We start from the raw sequence: 18,760 nt of genomic DNA, 5'->3' as shown, positions 1-18,760 counted from the left end.
ATATAATTTTAATCTATTTGACATATAATATACTATATAACAGCATAGTATATATATACAAAAGGAGCTTGAGAAAGTCTTGTAGTAGTCTTATCCAATAAAAAAATCATTTGCGCAAGTCGTGTAGTAGTCATTTTCATGGCTACCGTAATTTATTGTGTTTCCTTTGCCAGCAAATAAAATCTTAAATTCTTTCGACATGATGAAACACGAACTGGAGAAACAATTAGATGCGCTAGAAAAGAAAGGTGTCGACAGACGGCATTTCTTTAAGTTATTAGCGGCGACAGGACTGATCGCGGGAGCTAATACCGGAAAAGCAAACGCTTTTTCAAGCAGCGCAAAAGGTAAAATCGTTATTATCGGTGGAGGAGCCGCTGGTATCAGTATGGCTGCCCGATTAAAACATTGGCTTGATGAACCGGATATCACCCTGATTGACCCCAGCGATCGTCAGTTTTATCAACCGGGATTCACTCTGATCGCCTCAGGTGTATACCAACCGGAAGATGTTTGGAAGAAGCAAGAGGATTGTATGCCTAGCGGTATAAAATGGATAAAGGACTCGGTCGCCGCGGTTGATCCCGTATGGAATCAAGTAACGACCAAAAGTAACGGAAAGATTCCGTACGACTTTTTAGTACTGACCCCGGGATTACAATGTAACTGGGAAAAAGTAGAGGGCATTACCCACGACACCTTGGGACAAGGAAACGCAAACTCTATTTACGATTTCGAAGGAGCCCAAAAGACATGGAAAGCTCTTCAAGAATTCGCTAAAAAAGGAGGCAAAGGTATTTATACCGATACCTATACAAAACATAAATGTGGTGGCGCTCCCAAAAAGATCTGTTTATTATCCGAGCATTACGCAAGGAAACAAGGGACTCGCGACAAACTGCAATTGAATTATTTTACCGCATCGAAGGAGCTATACGATATTCCGTATTTCACGCCTCGCTTGCTGGAAATATATAATGAACGTAACATACCTATTAACTTGAATGTACGTGTAAAAGGTGTAGACACATCCGCAAAACAAGTGCATTTTGAGAAAATAGAGACAAAAGGCGAAGAAAAGATCGTAACGCCGTTCGTAGAGGATTACGATTTCTTACACTTCACCCCGCCTATGTCCGCTCCCGATTTCGTTCGTGATGCCGGATTAGGTTGGACAGAAGGTAAATTGGCCGCGGACGCATGGGTAATGGTCGATAAAGAGACCTTGGTACATAAGAAATACCAGAACATCGTTTCTCTGGGTGATGTAGCCGGTATCCCGACCAGTAAAACATCTGCCGCTATCCGTAAGCAAGTACCTATCGCCGCCAAGAACCTGATCGCGCTCATGGAAGGTAAAGAGCCGACCGAGAAATACAACGGTTATGCCGCTTGCCCGATCGTTACGGATTATGGACACGTGTTGCTTTGTGAGTTTGACTACGAAAAGAAACCCGACGTTTCATTCCCATTCTCGATGATCGATACATCAAAAGAGCAATGGCTTGCTTGGATCTTAAAGGTATATATTTTAAAACCGATGTATTTCAACGGAATGCTTAACGGTTACGCATAATATGAATAAAGAATCTATGAAATAAAACTCCCTATAATTTCGAATGCCAAACTACAAAGCCCCGGGTTTCAGTTGTACGAAACCGGGGTTTTTGATTTTTAACGGGTAGCCTTTTCCACTAAATATACGATCGACTTATAGGATATCCCACTATTCATCGTCAAACCAATCTCGCACGTACGGCTATTGCTATATCCTTCCGTCGCCCCATGCAAGTTCGGTTTCAAGTAATGAAGACCGGAAGCGTTTAGTTCCGGATAGAAGAAACCACGATCGCCCGCCCAACCGCAACAAGTAACTTGAGCGGGAGAGACCACCCGGTTCGCGCATAAGCCTGCCAGTTCCACCAGCTTGTCTTGTACTCCCATCTTCGTTGTACTACAAGTAGAGTGTACCGCTACCGTAACCGGCAACTTACTAAAGTTCAGACGATCACGCATAAAGTCATAGATAAACTCCACAGGTTCATATAATCGTAAACGTTTATCCAAGGTTTCCCTCATATGCAGCAAGCAAGGGCTCATGTCACACAAAATAGGCAAGCGGCCGTTATCGCTCGCTCGTAAAAGAACCTCATTCAATTCCTTTGCCTTCTGCGCCGCTTGCTTCCGGAACCCTTTACTGCTAAAAGCCATGCCGCAACAAAGCTTACTTAGATTCTCAGGATAACGAATCGTAAAGTCCGCTTTTGTCAATAAAGCGATTGTTTGTTCCGTTACACTTACAAAATCCACATCTTCATAATCAGCTGAAGCTCCCATCGTACGGGTAATACAAGACGGGAAATAAACCATTTCCATCCCATTCTCTACACCCGTCAGTTCCTTGAACTTTGACGCACCAGAAGGTGTATGCCGAGTCCAAAGCGGGAATTTATGAGCGGAAGCCTTAAACAAGAAAGAGGCAAATCTCTCGAATGCATTATACCCCACCAGCTTTGAAAGCACATGGGGCAACTTAAGCAAAGGACGAAGCATACCCGTTACGACTCCCATATTCCCGGCGATGCCCGAAGCGATAGCATTCGCCAAGGTACCATTCTCTTCCCACCGTAACTCTTTGATCAATAAACCGGTATTAATGCCAACCGGACATGCCGTAGCACATAGGCCATCGGTAGCGCAGGTAGCGTTACCTTTATAGTTAAAGGCATTCTTGAGTTCTTTATATCGCTTAGAGTTTGTTTCCCCCTGTTCCGCCAAAGCCGATAATTCCCTATAGATCACGATACGTTGCCGGGGTGTCAATGTCACATGCCTTGACGGACATTGTATCTCACAAAAACCACACTCGATGCATTTATCGATCAGCTCATTCGCCAACGGTATTTGCTTTAAGTTCTTTATAAACACATCCGGGTCCCGATTTAAAAGGACACCCGGATTTAATATATTTTCCGGGTCAAAGAGCCTTTTGATCTTCCACATCAACTCATAAATCTCCTCACCCCATTCATCTTTAACAAATGGAGCCATATTTCGTCCCGTGCCATGCTCCGCTTTCAAGCTACCGTCGTAGTAAAGTACCACATCTACAAGGCTACGCATAAAAGAAGCGTAATGATCAATACCTTCCTGTGCGTTTATATCCGGAAAAATCGTGAAATGAACGTTTCCATCCAATAAATGTCCCCACATCACCGCATTTCCGTATCCATAATCCGACAAGACCCCACGCACTTGTTCCAAAGCCTCTCCTAAAACCTCTTCCCGGAAAGCAATATCTTCAATAATAGATACCGTCCCCCGTGGCCGTCTTCCCGCAGCGGAAGTAAATAAACCGTTTCGTACCCGCCAATAAGTAGCGTAAAGCTTCGGATCGGTCGTAAATGATACCGGATATAAGGTCTGTATATCTGCTAGCCGCTCCTCTATATCTCGGAATTGGATTTGAAGTTCTTCTTCCGAATTAGAAGACGTGTCGATCAGCAACGCTACCGCATCCTCGGGTAAAGAATGTAATATCTCCGGCATCCCCGGTTCATCCTCTACCGCATGTAAGGCGTTTCTATCCATCAACTCGGCGGCGGACACTTTGCATTGGCGTAACGGGGCTATGGCTCTGCACGCCTCCATCAAAGAGGGAAAATAAATCAAGGCGGAAGCTTTTAAAGCCTCATCGGGGACTGTCTCGAAAGTAACAGAAGAAATAAACCCTAAGGTTCCTTCCGAGCCAACCATTAAATGCATGAGTATATCGTATGGATCGGTATAATCCAAGAAAGAGTTCATTCCATAACCGCAGGTATTCTTCAACTCATATTTAGATAGAATCCGGTCTTCCATGTCTGGATTCAACAAAATCTCCAAACGGAAATTCATCAACTTCTCCAATAAGCCTATATGCGTTTGCATGAAATCCCTGCGACTCGCTAACGAAGAGGTATCCAAAAAGGCTCCATCCGCAAAGATAATCTCCATATCCCGGACCGTATTATAGGAGTTATGGATAATACCATAGCTAGAACCACTTGAGTTATTCGCTACGATCCCGCCGATACGTGCGGATTTGATGGAGGCAGGGCTAGGCCCTAGCTTACGGCCATAAGGTTTCAACCAGCGGTTCGCCTCTTCTCCAGTTATACCACAAGGGAATTTAGCCAAACTCCCATCTCCTGAAATCTTAACCTTTCCATAGTCAGGACTGATTTCCATCAATACAGAATCTGTAATAGTCTGGCCGGATAAAGAGGTCCCCCCAGCTTTAAAGGTTACAGATTTACCAGTCTTCTCACATTCAGCAAGAACACGTTTTACATCCTGCTCACAACTCACGATTTCAACTCGTTTGGGATTCAACCTGTAAATCCCGGCATCTGTTCCCTTCGCTAATGCAGTTAAAACATCAACATATACCTTTTTTATCTTCATAGTCTAATACCTTTATTTGTCTAGTAACGACATTTCAACAAAGATATGAAACCTTTAAGACAATCAGGGCATTTTACTAAAATAACGGGGAGAATATCCGGGTACTAGCTCCGGATGGAAAATCCAGATTAAATCTTTCAATAGATATTCCGGATGTAATGGGAATTCCTCGTAATAAGGAACTATCCCTGTATTACAGGTATAAATCCGTTGTTTTTTAAAAGCGTCGAAATTCTCGTAGGGAGTATATTCGGAGCGTAAATCGTTATAGGTCATCTCGGAAGACTGATTATATTTAACAAGCCAAATATCCGCATGGATCGCTTTATCAAACACGGTCTCAAACGCTAAGGGGGTACTTCCGGCACCCGGTAAATCCTTAAACATATAATCGGCTCCTGCATCCTCAAAAAGATGGGCCATATAACTATCTCCAGCCGGTATATACCATGAGGAACCGAACTTTTTCTCCGACAAAACAGTAGGACGCTTATCTATATTCACGGTTAAGTTCTTTAGGGACAGATAGGCTTGCTCTGTTTCTTTAAATATAGAATCGGCCATCTCTTCCTTTCCGAATAGCAAACCATAAAAGCGAATCCACTCCGTGCGCCCCAAAGGAAATGCCTCCATATAGTCGGCTCCTTCGATAATGGGTATCCCTATCTTCTCGACAGGCCCATAACTACTGTTCTGAAACGGGGAAGCTATCACGAGTTCCGCACCGATCTCTATCATTTTCTCTATATTCGGAGAGGTAGCCTCACCTAAATCAGCGATTCTTCCGGCCTGTATACCCTCTTGTATGGCAGGAGTATCCATATAACGAGGCTCACAAACACCTATAACCTTATTGATTTCGTGCAATTGATCAATAATAGCCGCATGAACAGAAGTATAAACCACAATATCTTTTACCGGGACCTTCACGATCGTCCCTTTGGGTAATCCGCCAGGAACCGACTTTGTCCGGTCTACCAATAAATAGCGTTGAAGCAGACGAGTACTATCCCACGGATCACGAACTTCCACCATTGTATAGGTATCAAAGCGCTGAACCGTGAAACCTTGGGCATATTGAATTCTATCAGAGGAAAGAGCTTCCTTGGAAGAAGTTTGCTTTCCGGATGGCGTACATGCCACCATCCAGAAAGCGAACCCTAAGAGAATCAGTAATCGCATTAGATATTATCTTTTTGAGCGAGGACTACTTTCATGGGATTTAAACCAGCCTCAAACTTCTTGAACAATTTACCGTCACCTCCGAAACAATAGATATCGCCATTATTCTTATAATCAGACTCTGCGACATAGACATTTCCACCCACGGCACTGATTGAATAAGGGGATTGTATTGAGGTTCCATCTGTAATAAAGCTCGTTCCCGCAGATTGGCTCTTTGTATCAAATGTTAAAAATGCAGGGCTAGACATTCCCCATTGCGCATAGAACAGAAATAGCTTGCCATCCTCATAGGCCATCTCCGTTGCGTTTGGACAATTCGTAAGGGAAGTAACCTCATAAGTCTCCGTATTTATCTTTTGTACCGTATTGGGTATATCCGCATAGTTACCCATAGAAACCACATATACATTTCCTTGCTCATCCGCCTGTATCCGTGTGGGATTCAATACTACATCCAACTTCTTTATCTCTGTAAAAGTAGACAGATCAACCACTGATACCGTTTTATCATACCCAACCTCGGTACTGTAATCCATACCTCCGGAGTTTGAGACAAACAATTTATTAGAAGATACCGCCAATTGTTCCGGATTCCGTCCGACCTTTACTTTCGCCTCAACCTCCAAGGATGCGGTATCCAAACGAGCGACATATCCATTATAATAGCTAATATAGACTTTTCCACCCTCTGATACCATATAACGGGGCTGCCCCTCTGTCTTGACTTGCTTAATGGATTTTGCCTTCAGATCTGTCACTTCTATCGTAGACTCTCCATATACCGCGATATACATCTTATCGCCATACACGATCATATCCTGTGCCGTATCTCCCAGCCCCCTGCCATTTTGAGCCAAGAAATAATCGGGGACAACCTCATCCTTTTCTATGTCGTACATATATAAAGAAGAGTTGTTATTTCCCATATTGCCCGAATTCAAGAAATATAAAGCCATGAAAGAACTATCCTTCACAAAATCAATAACTCTTACGGAAGCATAAACAGAAGACTCACCTTCCGCATTTGCGGCTATAACTAATAAATAGCCTATATTTACGACATCCGTAATAGCATATGAATGTGTTCCAACTTCTACCTCCGCAATTTTCATATCTTTAGCGGTTCCATCAGAGGAACCATAAATCACGTACTTTGTTACATTGTCAACAGAAGACGGAGCTGTCCAATTTAAGGTTCCGCTAACTTTTAAAGCTTCCGGATTCTCATCCGTAAAACTGACATTAGTTACAGATACATTTGGTATGTTCAGTGAAGGCTCATTGTCATCATCACAGCTGACAAACGAGAAAGACATCAATGCACACAAGGCAGAGACACAAACTAAATTCTTCTTTTTCATTACTTTACTTTTATAGTTTACTAATAGGATAAACAAATACTTAAACGCCAAGAACGGCCCGGCATGGGATAATACTGAATAACATCATAATTCACGTTCGCAAGATTTAACAATTCACCTTGCAAACGCAAACCGAAATATCGAAAACGAAAATCTCGATTTATAGAAATACTCTGTTCTATATAAGAATCAATCCTGTTCCGATCTATATTTTGCGGCAATGCATAACGATCACCAACCGCAGTCAGTATATAAGAGACATTTACCCATGGATTTTCCAAGGTTACGGAAACCGTGCCAGAATGACGAGGTGTATAAGGAATCTGATCCTTATAATTCTTAGCTTCCGGATCTGTCACATCAACCGCGTATTGAAAAGAATAAGTGGAAGCCAAAAGCAAGCTCATTCGTAAGGGCAATCGGAATTGTGTAGATAAATTTACATCTACCCCTTTAATATCCACTTCGCCCATATTCATCATCTTCCAAACATACATGGTAGGTAAAGCCACGATCTTATCTTTCACCGTATTATAATATCCATCCGCCGAAATACTGAAATGCCGCAGCCAATCCCCACAGGAAGAACTCCATGTTACCCCTACATTATATTGGGAAGTTTCTTCCGGTTTCAAATTTGTATTTCCCATACGGAGGTAATACAAGTCCGTAAATGTAGGAACCCGGAATATATCTTTGTAAGAGGCACGTATCCGCAAAGTACTTTCCGAGAATGGCCGCCAAGACAAACTTACAGCCGGGGATAAACGCCTCTTATCATCCGGTTTTTCCCCTTGCTCCACTTTATCAGTGATATATGTTCCCAATAAACTAGCGGTAGCCGTGAATCGACTGTTCTTATATTGCACCGCTAGTACTGATTGAGAGGCCATTCGCTTTGGATTAGGGCCGTTCACAAAATTATTGTCCAGCATAGAGCGAGTTAAATCCGTAGTCAACGTCGCCGATACATACTTTATAGGAGTATACAGCAAACCTACAGAGCCATAATACTCATTCTGTGTATTCAAATCGACTTGTTCGCCCGCAGCATATTTATCATTTATATCTAAATAACGAGTAAAAGCATAATTATACTTAGCCATGGCCCGTAGCGTAAATTTCTCATTAAGAACATTCTTATACCCCGATTGCACGAAAAAGTTATTATCCCATAATCGTTCAGAAGTGTTCTTGTTATATAAATTAACAGAACCGGGAAGCCCCCGCTCCGAATCAAAATAGTACGCCTTAAAGGAAAGTTCGCCTCCCCTTCCAAAATCGCCGAATAGATTACCTTCCAAATGGTAAGCATGGATATCGCTATTTCTACGCTTCTCTCTCGTCTCCAATTCCCCATTAATCAATGTATAGGGATATTGCCCATCCGCACGCACGAAATCACCATGTAAGGATGCGCTCCAACGCTTTCCTAATTTTTGATCATAATGCAGCACGGGATTAAAAAGCCCGAAGGAACCTCCCTTAACCTTAAGATAAGTATGAAACGATTTGTCTTTAAACGTGGGCTTTCCGGTTTGTATATTCAAGGCTCCTGCCGAGGCATACACCCTTGCCGTTTGGAAGATGTCATCCGATTGTCCGATCGATAAGGAAACCATCTCCACGTTATCCAACGAGAAACGGCTGATATCGACTTGCCCGCTTTGCGCATCCGTAATCGTCACCCCATCGTAACTGACGGCGGTATGCTTCGCTCCCAAGCTACGTACCGAGACCGTTTTCAATCCTCCGATCCCCCCATAATCCTGTACTGTAACTCCCGAGAAGCGTTTCACGGCCTCGGATAGGTCTTGTACTCCCAAGCGATCGATTCCCGCCCGGTCCATAATTTGCAAAGGCGTACCTTCACGGGTGACCGACGGACGTACCTTCTCCACTACTTCCACCCCGGAAAGCTCGTGATAGGCCGTCGTATCGATCTGTTGACCGAAAGCGACACCCAAAGAAAATAACCATACGCTAAAAACGCACAGACATCTTATAAGATATAAATCTCGCATAATAATTCTTAGGTTTACCAACGTCTTCACCCGAAACGTCGCATAACAAAATCATGGCAGGTTTTCTGGCTCGTCCACCCTCTGTCGGCTACCTTCCCGCCTATCCGATAGGCAGTGGCAACAAGATTTGCCGGGGCTCCAAGGACTTACAGCTACGGGTACAGCTCCGGACTCGCACCGGATTCCCTTTTACTGATTATTATCGGAATCGATAACATCTACACCTTGATTGGCCGCAAAGATACATGTTTACTTTTTGATTAGCAACAAAAAAGCCCCCCCGGCGAATCACTTCGGCGGAAGGCTAGGGAGTTTACACTTTTCTAAACATTACTAACAACAAAATATTTATTCTATGTATAAAAGAATAATATCATTAACTGTGCGGTCAACACACGCAAAAACATGGTCAATGGATAAACCGTCGCATATCCAACCGCCGGCGCATCATTTCCTGCCGCCATATTGGAATAGGCTAACGCAGGAGGATCGGTCGTACTTCCCGCAATCAATCCCATCAACGTAAAATAATTCAGTTTATAAAAATACCTTCCCACACAACCGATAATCAGTAGAGGCAATAACGTTATTATAAAACCATAACCGATCCAAGCTACACCACCCTTATTGACTATCGTATCGACAAAACCTTCACCCGCACTCAATCCCACGCAGGCGAGAAACAACGTGATTCCTAATTCCCTCAATAGTAAATTAGAACTTTGCGTGGTATAAGTAACCAATTTATAACGATAACCGAACCGGCTTATCAATATCGCAACGATCAACGGACCTCCCGCTAATCCTAATTTCACCGGTTGAGGAATACCCGGAAAACTAATAGGAAGACTTCCCACGATAATACCCAAAACTATACCAACAAAAATAGTCACCAAATTAGGTTCATTCAAGCGTTTCATTGAATTACCCAGCGTCTCGGCAACTTTCTCCACCGCCAATTCACTACCGACCACTGTCACCCGGTCGCCTATTTGCAAGACCAGATTAGGAGTAGCTACCAACTCCAGCCCCGCACGATTGATCCGAGTCACGTTAATTCCATGTAAACGGCGTAACTGCAAAGCCCCTAATTGCTTACCGTTGATTTCAGACCGGGTAACCAAAATACGCCGGCTGATAAACTGGCTTTCCGCCGGAATCCATTGCTTACGATCCATCTGTATTTCTTGACCGATAAAAGTCTTTATCGCCTCCACGTCATGCTCTGCGGTAATAACAAAAATCTTATCATCCCCATTCAATACCGTGTTCCCCGCCACGATCTCTATCCGATTCGTATCGTTACGTAAAATACGGGAAATAACAAATTCACGGTGTTCCAACAATTTAGATAGCTCACTTACGCTACGACCAAAAATCGCCGGATTCTTCACCACCAAAGAGATAGGTACAGCCTCTCCTCCCGATTCCGTATCCGTCTCTTCTTCCAATTGTTCCGTCTCCTTCGCAAAAGAGATACGGAAAACATAACGGATAAAAATCATCGACAAGATAATGCCGATCACACCTAACGGATAGGCAACCGCATATCCTAAAGCGATCGTTTCATCCGAGATCCCCGTCATATCTGAATAAGCCTGTTGAGCAGCGCCCAATCCCGGTGTATTCGTCACTGCTCCGGATAAGATACCTACCATTGTCGGTATAGGAATGCCTGTAATATAATGTATAATCAAGGCAGTAATCACCCCTAGAAAAACAATACCGCAAGCAAGCATATTCAACGTGATCCCTCCCTTTCGAAACGAAGAGAAAAATCCGGGGCCTACTTGCATACCTACCGAGTAAACAAATAAGATCAAACCAAACTCTCTAAAAAAATGAACGACCGACGGATTCGCCGTAAAACCGAAATGCCCGAGAAAGATCCCGACAAACAGTACCATGGTAATCCCTAAAGAGATACCGAATAGCTTCAGTTTACCAAGCTGGATCCCCAGAGCGATCACAACGGATAACAAAAGGATAGAATGCCCTACCCCTTCTCCCCATAACAATTCATTAATCCATTCCATATCTATTCATGTATATATTAATTTAAGATAAAAAAGTACCTCTGGCGAATCACTTCGGCAGAGATACACATATTGAACATTTAGTATCCCAGTTTAATCTGGCATCCATTCTAACAACATTTACTAATATATTTTCTATTTCTTATGCTGATAATTTAGACAAACTTTCCTCTTCCGGCAAAAGGGTTACCGGCCATTCAAATGTCGCACGACAGTGCGAACAGATCCTTTTCATACGTCTTTGTTCCTTTTAAGATATTGCTTATCTTTTCGTACTGCTTTCCTAATCCCTCGAGCAAAAACAGCCTTTAATGAATGGCAGGTCTTCTGACTGACTCCCATCTTGAAGCCTTCCCGGTCGCTAGAACCAGTGGCGATAGTGTTGTTTCAAGATGTTCTTCGGAGCTTCACAGCAGCGGGACTGTCCGGGATTTACACCCGATTCCCTTTTAATCCACATACCCGAATGGTATATGCGGAACCGATTCGGGAACAAAGATAGCATGTTTTCCGTATATATCATATCTTTTCGCTTTTTTGTTTACTTTTATTATCCAAATAAAAAAATCCCGGGACAAAACAATTGAACCGGGATCTTTTAACCTCTAAGCTATCCTCCCGACAGGAAGAGGCTTTGATTTTCCTTAAATAATAATTACTACAAGGGAATATTTCCATGTTTTTTAGGAGGATTACTCTGGCTCTTATTTTTCGCCATTTCCAACGCCTGAATCAATTTAAAACGTGTGTCTCTAGGTTGTATGACTTCATCTATAAATCCTTGCTCGGCTGCCCGGTAAGGATTTGAGAATTTCTCGGTGTATTCACGAATTGCTTGTTTCTTCTCCTCATCGTTGGCTTTCCGGTATAATATATTCACGGCACCTTCAGCCCCCATCACCGCAATCTCAGCCATCGGATATGCCAAGTTTATATCGGCACCGGTAGGCTTACTTGCCATTACGATATAGGCTCCCCCGTAAGCCTTCCGGGTAATCAACGTGATTTTGGGAACCGTGGCCTCCGCATAAGCGTAGACAATTTTTGCCCCGTGGCGTATAATTCCCGCATGTTCTTGCGTACAGCCCGGCAAGAAGCCCGGCACATCCTCGAACGTGATCAATGGAATATTGAAGCAATCGCAGAAGCGAATGAAACGTGCGGCCTTATCAGAAGCATCGATATCCAAGACTCCCGCTAAAAAGGCAGGTTGGTTCCCTACGATACCTATGGTACGGCCTCCCAAACGAGCGAATCCCACTACAATATTGCGAGCAAAATGAGGCATAACCTCGAAGAAGTAATGATTATCCACTATCGGCTCTATAATATCCTTGATGTCATAAGGGACATTAGGATCTTCCGGAATCACATGCTGCAACGACTCTTCTACCCGACGCACATCGTCAGCACAAGCTATAACTGGAGCGTCTTCCATATTATTAGAAGGCAGGAAACTCAGAAGTTCCCGGATACTCATCAAAGTCTCCTCTTCCGTATCACACACAAAATGCGCGACCCCGCTTTTTCCGCTATGTACCTGCGCCCCGCCCAGCTCTTCCTTATCGATCACCTCGTGAGTCACCGCCTTTACGACATCCGGCCCCGTGATAAACATATGACTTTGCTCTTTGACCATAAAAATAAAATCGGTCAAAGCCGGGGAATAACAAGCGCCCCCCGCACAAGGCCCCAAAATAGCCGATAATTGGGGAACGACTCCCGAGGCCATCGTATTTTGGTAAAAGATAGAAGCATAACCAGCCAAGCTATTCACCCCTTCTTGAATCCGGGCACCCCCCGAGTCATTCAAGGCGATGATCGGCGCTCCGTTCTTTAAGGCTAATTGTTGCACTTTCACGATCTTAGCGGCATTCGTGGCACTCAAGGTCCCACCGTATGCGGTAAAATCATAAGCGTAAACAAATACCAAACGACCATCGATCTTTCCATAACCACTTACCATTCCATCACCGGGAATCTTATTCTTATCCATCCCGAAGTTTGTACACCGATGCACCACGAATTTATCCAGCTCATTGAAAGTCCCTTTATCCAACAGCATCTCGATTCGTTCACGGGCGGTCATACGCCCGCAAGCATGTTGTTTCTCAATGCGATTCAATCCTCCTCCCAACGAGGCCTCTTTATTCAAAGCCTCAAAATCTTTATATAATTGCTCGTTATTCATATGAATCATCTTTTAATAGGTCTAAAGTCATAAGCACTTGATTGTTATCAACGGAATCTCCCTCGGATACCAATATATCTTTTACCACGCATGCTGAGCTTACCTTATAGTTACTCTGCATCTTCATCGCCTCAAGTACGACCACGGTATCCCCCGTTTCCAAGCGATCTCCTTTCCGCACAGGTATTTTCACGACTTTACCCGGCATCGGGGCGACAATCTTGTCATCTTGCTTCTCTTCCGCACTTTTACGCATACGCAAATATTTCTTTTGGGTATCTACGATATCCACATGATAGGAACGGTAGAACATATTCACGTCATAACTCCGATGATCTTCTCCGGAGATGATCTCCGCATTAAATGAGTTCCCATCGTGCAAGACAGAACAACTGCCGTTCTCCGTCATCACGATATCCACATCATACGGCTTCCCGTCGATAGAAAGCCGGACTTTATTCCCTTCTTTACTGACCAATGTCACATCGGCCACACGATTTCCGATATGTATTTCCATAACCAATACCCGTTAAATCCGTAAGACACCTTTTTGTAAACCAAACTCCCGCCAACGGCTGATAGGACGTGTATCCACCAATTGGGTAGAAGTATTTTCCTCTAAATTCATCAAATAATCCATATAAGCGGCGATCATGGCGATATTCTCGATTTCCTCGTTATTACCGTTAGACCGTTGTAGCATCCGGGCATTCTTAGCGATAAATAATGTATTATATTCCCCTTTCACGAAATCAGGATTATGCATGATACGTTTCAAATAACTGAGGTTCGTCTTTAAGCCCGTGATTTTATATTCATATAGAACCCGGCGCATACGCTCGATCGCATACGCACGTGTCGTTGCCCATACGATTAATTTACCGATCATAGGGTCATAATAGACCGGAATCTCATACCCTTCATATACATAGCTATCGATACGTACCCCGATACCATTCGGTTCCGTTAATTGCCGGATAATACCCGGGGAAGGCATGAAATTATTTTCCGTATCCTCCGCACAGATCCGGCACTCGATGGCATGTCCTCGTTGGAAAAGATCTTCTTGACGAAGATGCAAAACCTCATTATTGGCGATACGGATTTGTTCCTTTACCAAATCCACCCCTACCACTTCTTCCGTGATAGGATGCTCTACTTGTAGCCGGGTATTCATTTCCAAAAAATAAAAATGGCGGTCCTTATCTACAAGGAACTCTATCGTTCCCGCTCCGGAATAATGAACCGCTTTAGCCGCAGCCACAGCCTTTTCCCCCATTTCTTTACGTAAGTCCGCTGTTAGGAATGGAGACGGGCTTTCCTCTACTATTTTCTGGTTACGACGTTGAACCGAACATTCCCGGTCAAATAGATGAATGACATTACCATGGTTATCTCCCAATATCTGGAATTCTATATGATGCGGCTCCTCTACGAATTTCTCTATATATACCGTATCATCACCAAATGAGGACAACGATTCTGAACGAGCCGTATGATAAGCCTCGACAACCTCGCCCTTCTCATGTATCAGGCGCATCCCTTTTCCTCCACCTCCCATAGAAGCTTTCAGCATAACAGGGAAACCAATTTCTTCGCAAACCCGAAGCGCTTCTTCCGCACTTTGCAACGGTTGCTCCGTACCGGGAACCACAGGAACCTCTGCGGCGATCATGCGTTTGCGTGCGGCGATCTTATCTCCCATCGCTTCCATCGTCTCCGCTGACGGGCCGATAAATATCAATCCTTCTTGCTTACAACGGCGTGCGAAGTCCGCGTTCTCCGACAAGAAACCATAACCGGGATGTATCGCATCGGCATGGTGCCGTTTCGCCGCGGCGATCAGATTGTCTATATTCAAATAACTTTCCTTGGAAGCCGCCGGGCCTATCAAGGCTGCCTCATCCGCATACATTACATGCCGAGCGGTACGATCGGTCTCCGAATATACGGCAACAGTGCGAATCCCCATCTCCTTACATGAGCGCATTACACGGATAGCGATCTCACCTCGGTTCGCAACAAGCACTTTACGGATCATGTCGCCACGAGGACATAAATTCTCCATAAATCATTAACTATTGATTCTTATTCTTTTCGTACTGCTTTCCTAATCCCTCGAGCAAAAACAGCCTTTAATGAATGGCAGGTCTTCTGACTGACTCCCATCTTGAGGCCTTCCCGGTCGCTAGAACCAGTGGCGATAGTGTTGTTTCAAGATGTTCTTCGGAGCTTCACAGCAGCGGGACTGTCCGGGATTCACACCCGATTCCCTTTTAATCCACATACCCGAATGGTATATGCGGAACCGATTCGGGGGCAAAGATAGTATTTTTTATTTAACCATCCACTTCAGCCAGGCCGGAATATACGGAATACACGGATCCCAAGTAAAATTCCGTACAATAAGCTCACAAGAGAAGCTTATGCATAAAGCATTAAAAATCAACATTAAAAAAACAGGATAATCTTTCTGCGAAAACACATACATGTTTTTGAAAAAAGTCGTACGTGTTTTCTGGAAAGGTCGTACGTGTTTTCCTGAATCCTTCCACCGAAAACAATAGCGCATGCTAAAATTTACAAGAAGCTCCACTTAAATGAGATGTTAAATGAAAAAGCCTTACTTTTTGTAGAGTCAACAGGCAAGTACAGTTTTTATACATTTCGTTTGTTCGTGTTCTCAGCTATTTTGTGTAACTTTGCGTATGCTTGAAGGCATATCAATTTGAAGCTGCCTATTCTTGCTTGCGTTACCTTGTCGTAATAATTGGCTCAAATAAAGAATAAGACTCTACAATGAGATGAATTGAACACATGAAAACTGAATATCAAAAATGTATGGATGAGGAGCCTTTCGACGGCTCATCGCCCGAAATAACGGAAATGACTGTCCGTAACAAAAGGCTACTACACCAACTCAGAGAAACGGATTATGCCGACAATGAGGCAAAGCAGCGCATCTATCGGCAGATGTTCGGAAGTATCGGCAAGGATGTTTACATCGACATAGACTTCCGATGCGAGTATGGGAAAAACATCTATTTCGGGAACAAGGTGATCGTGAACATGAACTGCACGTTCCTCGATAATAACAATATCATTATCGGTAACAACGTGATGATAGCCCCCGATGTAAAAATATATACCGCTACTCATTCCGTTCACCTCGCGGAAAGGATGCCGGAAAGGACATGTCCCGGAGCGTCCATCTGCGACACAATTGCCCGACCCGTCCTTATAGAAGATGGTGTATGGATAGGAGGCGGCTCTACAATCCTTCCGGGTGTGACCATCGGTAAAAACTCTGTCATCGGAGCAGGCAGTGTTGTCGTGAAACATATTCCTGCCAATTCCATAGCTGTCGGCAATCCTTGCCGTGTAATTAAAAATATCGAAGATAATGATTAAAAACCTCATTTTTGATTTTGGCAAGGTCCTTGTAAATCACGATTTGCAACCCTTGCTTGAACGACATTTCGGGGATGATGAAGTGTCGCTAATCGGTTTTCACAAGATTCTATCAGATCCGGAATTTATAAACATGTGCGACCGTGGAATAATCCCGTTTGAGAAAATGATTGACGGAGCGATAAAAAGGTATCCTGAATATAGCGATGCCTTCACGTTTTTCAAGGATAATTATCTTGAAGAGATAACAGGAGAGATTGAAGGTATGCATGTACTTCTAAAAAAATTAAAGCAATCCGGATTCAAACTATATGGGTTGACGAACTGGAGCGACACAATCTACCGGGTCATGGAGAAATTCGACATATTCCAGTTGCTTCACGGTGTGGTAATATCGTGTGAGGAACATTTCATCAAGCCTGAAAAGGAAATTTATCTTCGCCTTTGTGACAAATATAGCCTTAAACCGTCGGAATGTTTGTTTACGGATGACAGAATGGTGAATGTGTTGGGTGCAAAGGCGATTGGAATGGAAGCTGTATTGTTTACAACAACCAAAAAGTATATTTTTGAAATAGAGCGAATTTTCGGGATCAAAATTGAACAATAATAGCTACAGCCAGTGATGGTGATCGCGCTCAATGAAAAGATTGTACGCTACCAAAAGCGAATAGGCTTACAGGGCTACGAGGGATTGCCCTTCGGAACGTATCTCATCCGGATAAATGAGAAAACATTCAAGATCCAACTCTCCAAATAACCGTAAGGCGGGTATGCTTCACGCACCCGCCTTTTACATTTGCATATCTCCCGTTTTTTTACGAATATTGCATATCGGTAATCAACAAATAAGATAAACAGGAATATGGGTATCGGGAAATGGATAGGTGGCGTCTTGGGATTTATGGCGTTCGGACCGCTAGGCGCTCTAGCCGGCATTATATTAGGCTCTTTCTTCGAGGAAGGGGCAAATATGACGGGGCAGTCTTTCGGTGGCGGCACCAATTACGATGATCAATATACACGAAGAGACCCATACGCCGGGGAACGTAACAGTTTCCTTTTCTCCATGTTGGTTATGGCATCCTATATCATCCGTGCCGACGGGAAGATCATGCATAGCGAGATGGAATACGTCCGTCAATTCCTTCGGAGAAACTTCGGCGAGATCGCCGTAAGCCAAGGTGAGGAGATATTGCTAAAGCTTTTCGACCAAGCTAAACGCATGGATCAGGAGAACAACATGGGATTCAAGAATACCATCCGGGAATGCGGAACCCAGATCGCATACAACCTAAGTTATGAGGAGCGGCTGCAATTGCTCGCGTTCCTCGCCGAGATCGCTAAGAGTGACGGGAATGTGTGCGCAGCCGAGATCAATGCCTTGAAAGAGGTAGCGATGGCGATGGGAATGTCTGATAGAGAAGTTGAATCCATGTTGAACCTAAAAGGAAGTTCCTTGGACGATGCCTACAAGGTGCTAGAGATAGAACCGACCGCCACGGACGAGGAAGTCCGTGCCGCCTATCGCCGGATGGCCGTCAAGCATCATCCGGACAAAGTAGCCAGTTTGGGAGAAGACATCCGCAAGGCCGCCAACGAGAAGTTTCAGAAAATAAATGAGGCCAAGGAAAGGATCTATCAATCGAGAGGCTTGAAGTAAGATTCGACAAACAGTATTACTTACGAATTGTCAGCCTATTACATTTACCGATATCTTCTTTATGATGTAAATATTCTTTCTCCTTAATAGAAGTGGACAGACATATCATACCTTACAAAAAAACTTTTTCATATATATTTTCTAAATATTAGAAAACATTCATATCTTTGCCTCCGATTTTAGTAATCAAACTATCACATAGTTTGGTGAGAGGGAATCCGGTGTGAATCCGGAGCTGTTCCTGCAGCTGTAATCCTCATGAAGTTGGTTAGAAGTTCAAAAACCACTGTTCCTAAGTTGGAATGGGAAGGTTTCTAACCAGAGGAGAGCCAGAATACCTGCTAAAGTCTTACAATAACATCAAGCTTTCAGGATAAGAGCACGTGTCATACAAAAAACAATTCAGTTTATTTTTTGAGACATTATCAATAGAAGCTTGTTGT

Annotated in this window: 12 protein-coding genes and 4 riboswitches; of the genes, 4 read left to right on the top strand and 8 right to left on the bottom strand. The window is 43.6% G+C overall.

What is annotated here, in order from left to right; translation table 11 throughout:
• The first annotated feature begins 199 nt into the window (after positions 1-199).
• The gene (locus CI960_RS00205) at positions 200-1,576 is read left to right on the top strand and encodes an NAD(P)/FAD-dependent oxidoreductase (RefSeq protein WP_005859606.1); all 1,377 of its coding nucleotides are present in this window, start codon (positions 200-202) and stop codon (positions 1,574-1,576) included.
• 98 nt (positions 1,577-1,674) lie between these two features.
• On the opposite strand, the gene CI960_RS00200 is transcribed toward CI960_RS00205, so the two are convergent.
• The 8 genes from CI960_RS00200 to accC form a co-directional block, all read right to left on the bottom strand.
• The gene (locus CI960_RS00200; RefSeq protein WP_005859608.1) at positions 1,675-4,446 is read right to left on the bottom strand and encodes an FAD-binding and (Fe-S)-binding domain-containing protein; all 2,772 of its coding nucleotides are present in this window, start codon (positions 4,444-4,446) and stop codon (positions 1,675-1,677) included.
• A 63-nt stretch (positions 4,447-4,509) separates the two neighbouring features.
• A complete protein-coding gene (locus tag CI960_RS00195) occupies positions 4,510-5,628 on the bottom strand; it encodes an ABC transporter substrate-binding protein (protein WP_005859610.1) in 1,119 nt (372 codons plus the stop codon).
• Positions 5,628-6,992: a DUF5074 domain-containing protein gene (locus tag CI960_RS00190; RefSeq protein ID WP_005859612.1), complete on the bottom strand. Its 1,365-nt coding sequence runs from the start codon at positions 6,990-6,992 to the stop codon at positions 5,628-5,630. Before CI960_RS00190 ends, CI960_RS00195 begins: the two co-directional genes overlap by 1 nt.
• A 20-nt stretch (positions 6,993-7,012) precedes the next feature.
• The gene (locus tag CI960_RS00185; RefSeq protein WP_005859614.1) at positions 7,013-9,016 is read right to left on the bottom strand and encodes a TonB-dependent siderophore receptor; all 2,004 of its coding nucleotides are present in this window, start codon (positions 9,014-9,016) and stop codon (positions 7,013-7,015) included.
• 37 nt (positions 9,017-9,053) lie between these two features.
• Positions 9,054-9,259, bottom strand: a riboswitch (cobalamin riboswitch).
• A 110-nt stretch (positions 9,260-9,369) separates the two neighbouring features.
• Positions 9,370-11,052, bottom strand: coding sequence for a putative transporter (locus CI960_RS00180; RefSeq protein WP_005859616.1), 1,683 nt, complete (start codon positions 11,050-11,052; stop codon positions 9,370-9,372).
• A gap of 299 nt (positions 11,053-11,351) precedes the next feature.
• Positions 11,352-11,553, bottom strand: a riboswitch (cobalamin riboswitch).
• Between the two features lie 157 nt (positions 11,554-11,710).
• Positions 11,711-13,243 (bottom strand): acyl-CoA carboxylase subunit beta, encoded by a 1,533-nt coding sequence (locus CI960_RS00175; protein ID WP_005859626.1) that lies wholly within the window; start codon positions 13,241-13,243, stop codon positions 11,711-11,713.
• Positions 13,236-13,760, bottom strand: a complete 525-nt coding sequence (locus CI960_RS00170) for a biotin/lipoyl-containing protein (protein ID WP_005859628.1) — start codon at positions 13,758-13,760, stop codon at positions 13,236-13,238. Before CI960_RS00170 ends, CI960_RS00175 begins: the two co-directional genes overlap by 8 nt.
• Positions 13,761-13,772: 12 nt before the next feature.
• Positions 13,773-15,284 (bottom strand): acetyl-CoA carboxylase biotin carboxylase subunit, encoded by a 1,512-nt coding sequence (accC, locus tag CI960_RS00165; RefSeq protein ID WP_008777846.1) that lies wholly within the window; start codon positions 15,282-15,284, stop codon positions 13,773-13,775.
• 85 nt (positions 15,285-15,369) lie between these two features.
• Positions 15,370-15,571, bottom strand: a riboswitch (cobalamin riboswitch).
• Between the two features lie 489 nt (positions 15,572-16,060).
• Here accC and CI960_RS00160 point away from each other — a divergent pair.
• From CI960_RS00160 to CI960_RS00150, 3 genes are all read left to right on the top strand, one after another.
• On the top strand, positions 16,061-16,654 hold the full coding sequence (locus tag CI960_RS00160; RefSeq protein WP_008772864.1) for a sugar O-acetyltransferase: 594 nt from the start codon (positions 16,061-16,063) through the stop codon (positions 16,652-16,654).
• A complete protein-coding gene (locus tag CI960_RS00155) occupies positions 16,647-17,264 on the top strand; it encodes an HAD family phosphatase (RefSeq protein WP_005859634.1) in 618 nt (205 codons plus the stop codon). The genes CI960_RS00160 and CI960_RS00155 overlap by 8 nt, the downstream gene beginning before the upstream one ends.
• Positions 17,265-17,519: 255 nt before the next feature.
• On the top strand, positions 17,520-18,317 hold the full coding sequence (locus CI960_RS00150) for a DnaJ domain-containing protein (protein ID WP_005859638.1): 798 nt from the start codon (positions 17,520-17,522) through the stop codon (positions 18,315-18,317).
• A gap of 163 nt (positions 18,318-18,480) precedes the next feature.
• Positions 18,481-18,678: riboswitch (cobalamin riboswitch) on the top strand.
• Positions 18,679-18,760: the final 82 nt, after the last annotated feature.

Origin of the sequence: Parabacteroides sp. CT06 (assembly GCF_002257605.1) — a bacterium.
GTDB classification, from domain to species: domain Bacteria; phylum Bacteroidota; class Bacteroidia; order Bacteroidales; family Tannerellaceae; genus Parabacteroides; species Parabacteroides distasonis.
Note: the sequence above shows the minus strand (reverse complement) of the source record. Positions and strands in the feature narration are given on the sequence as shown.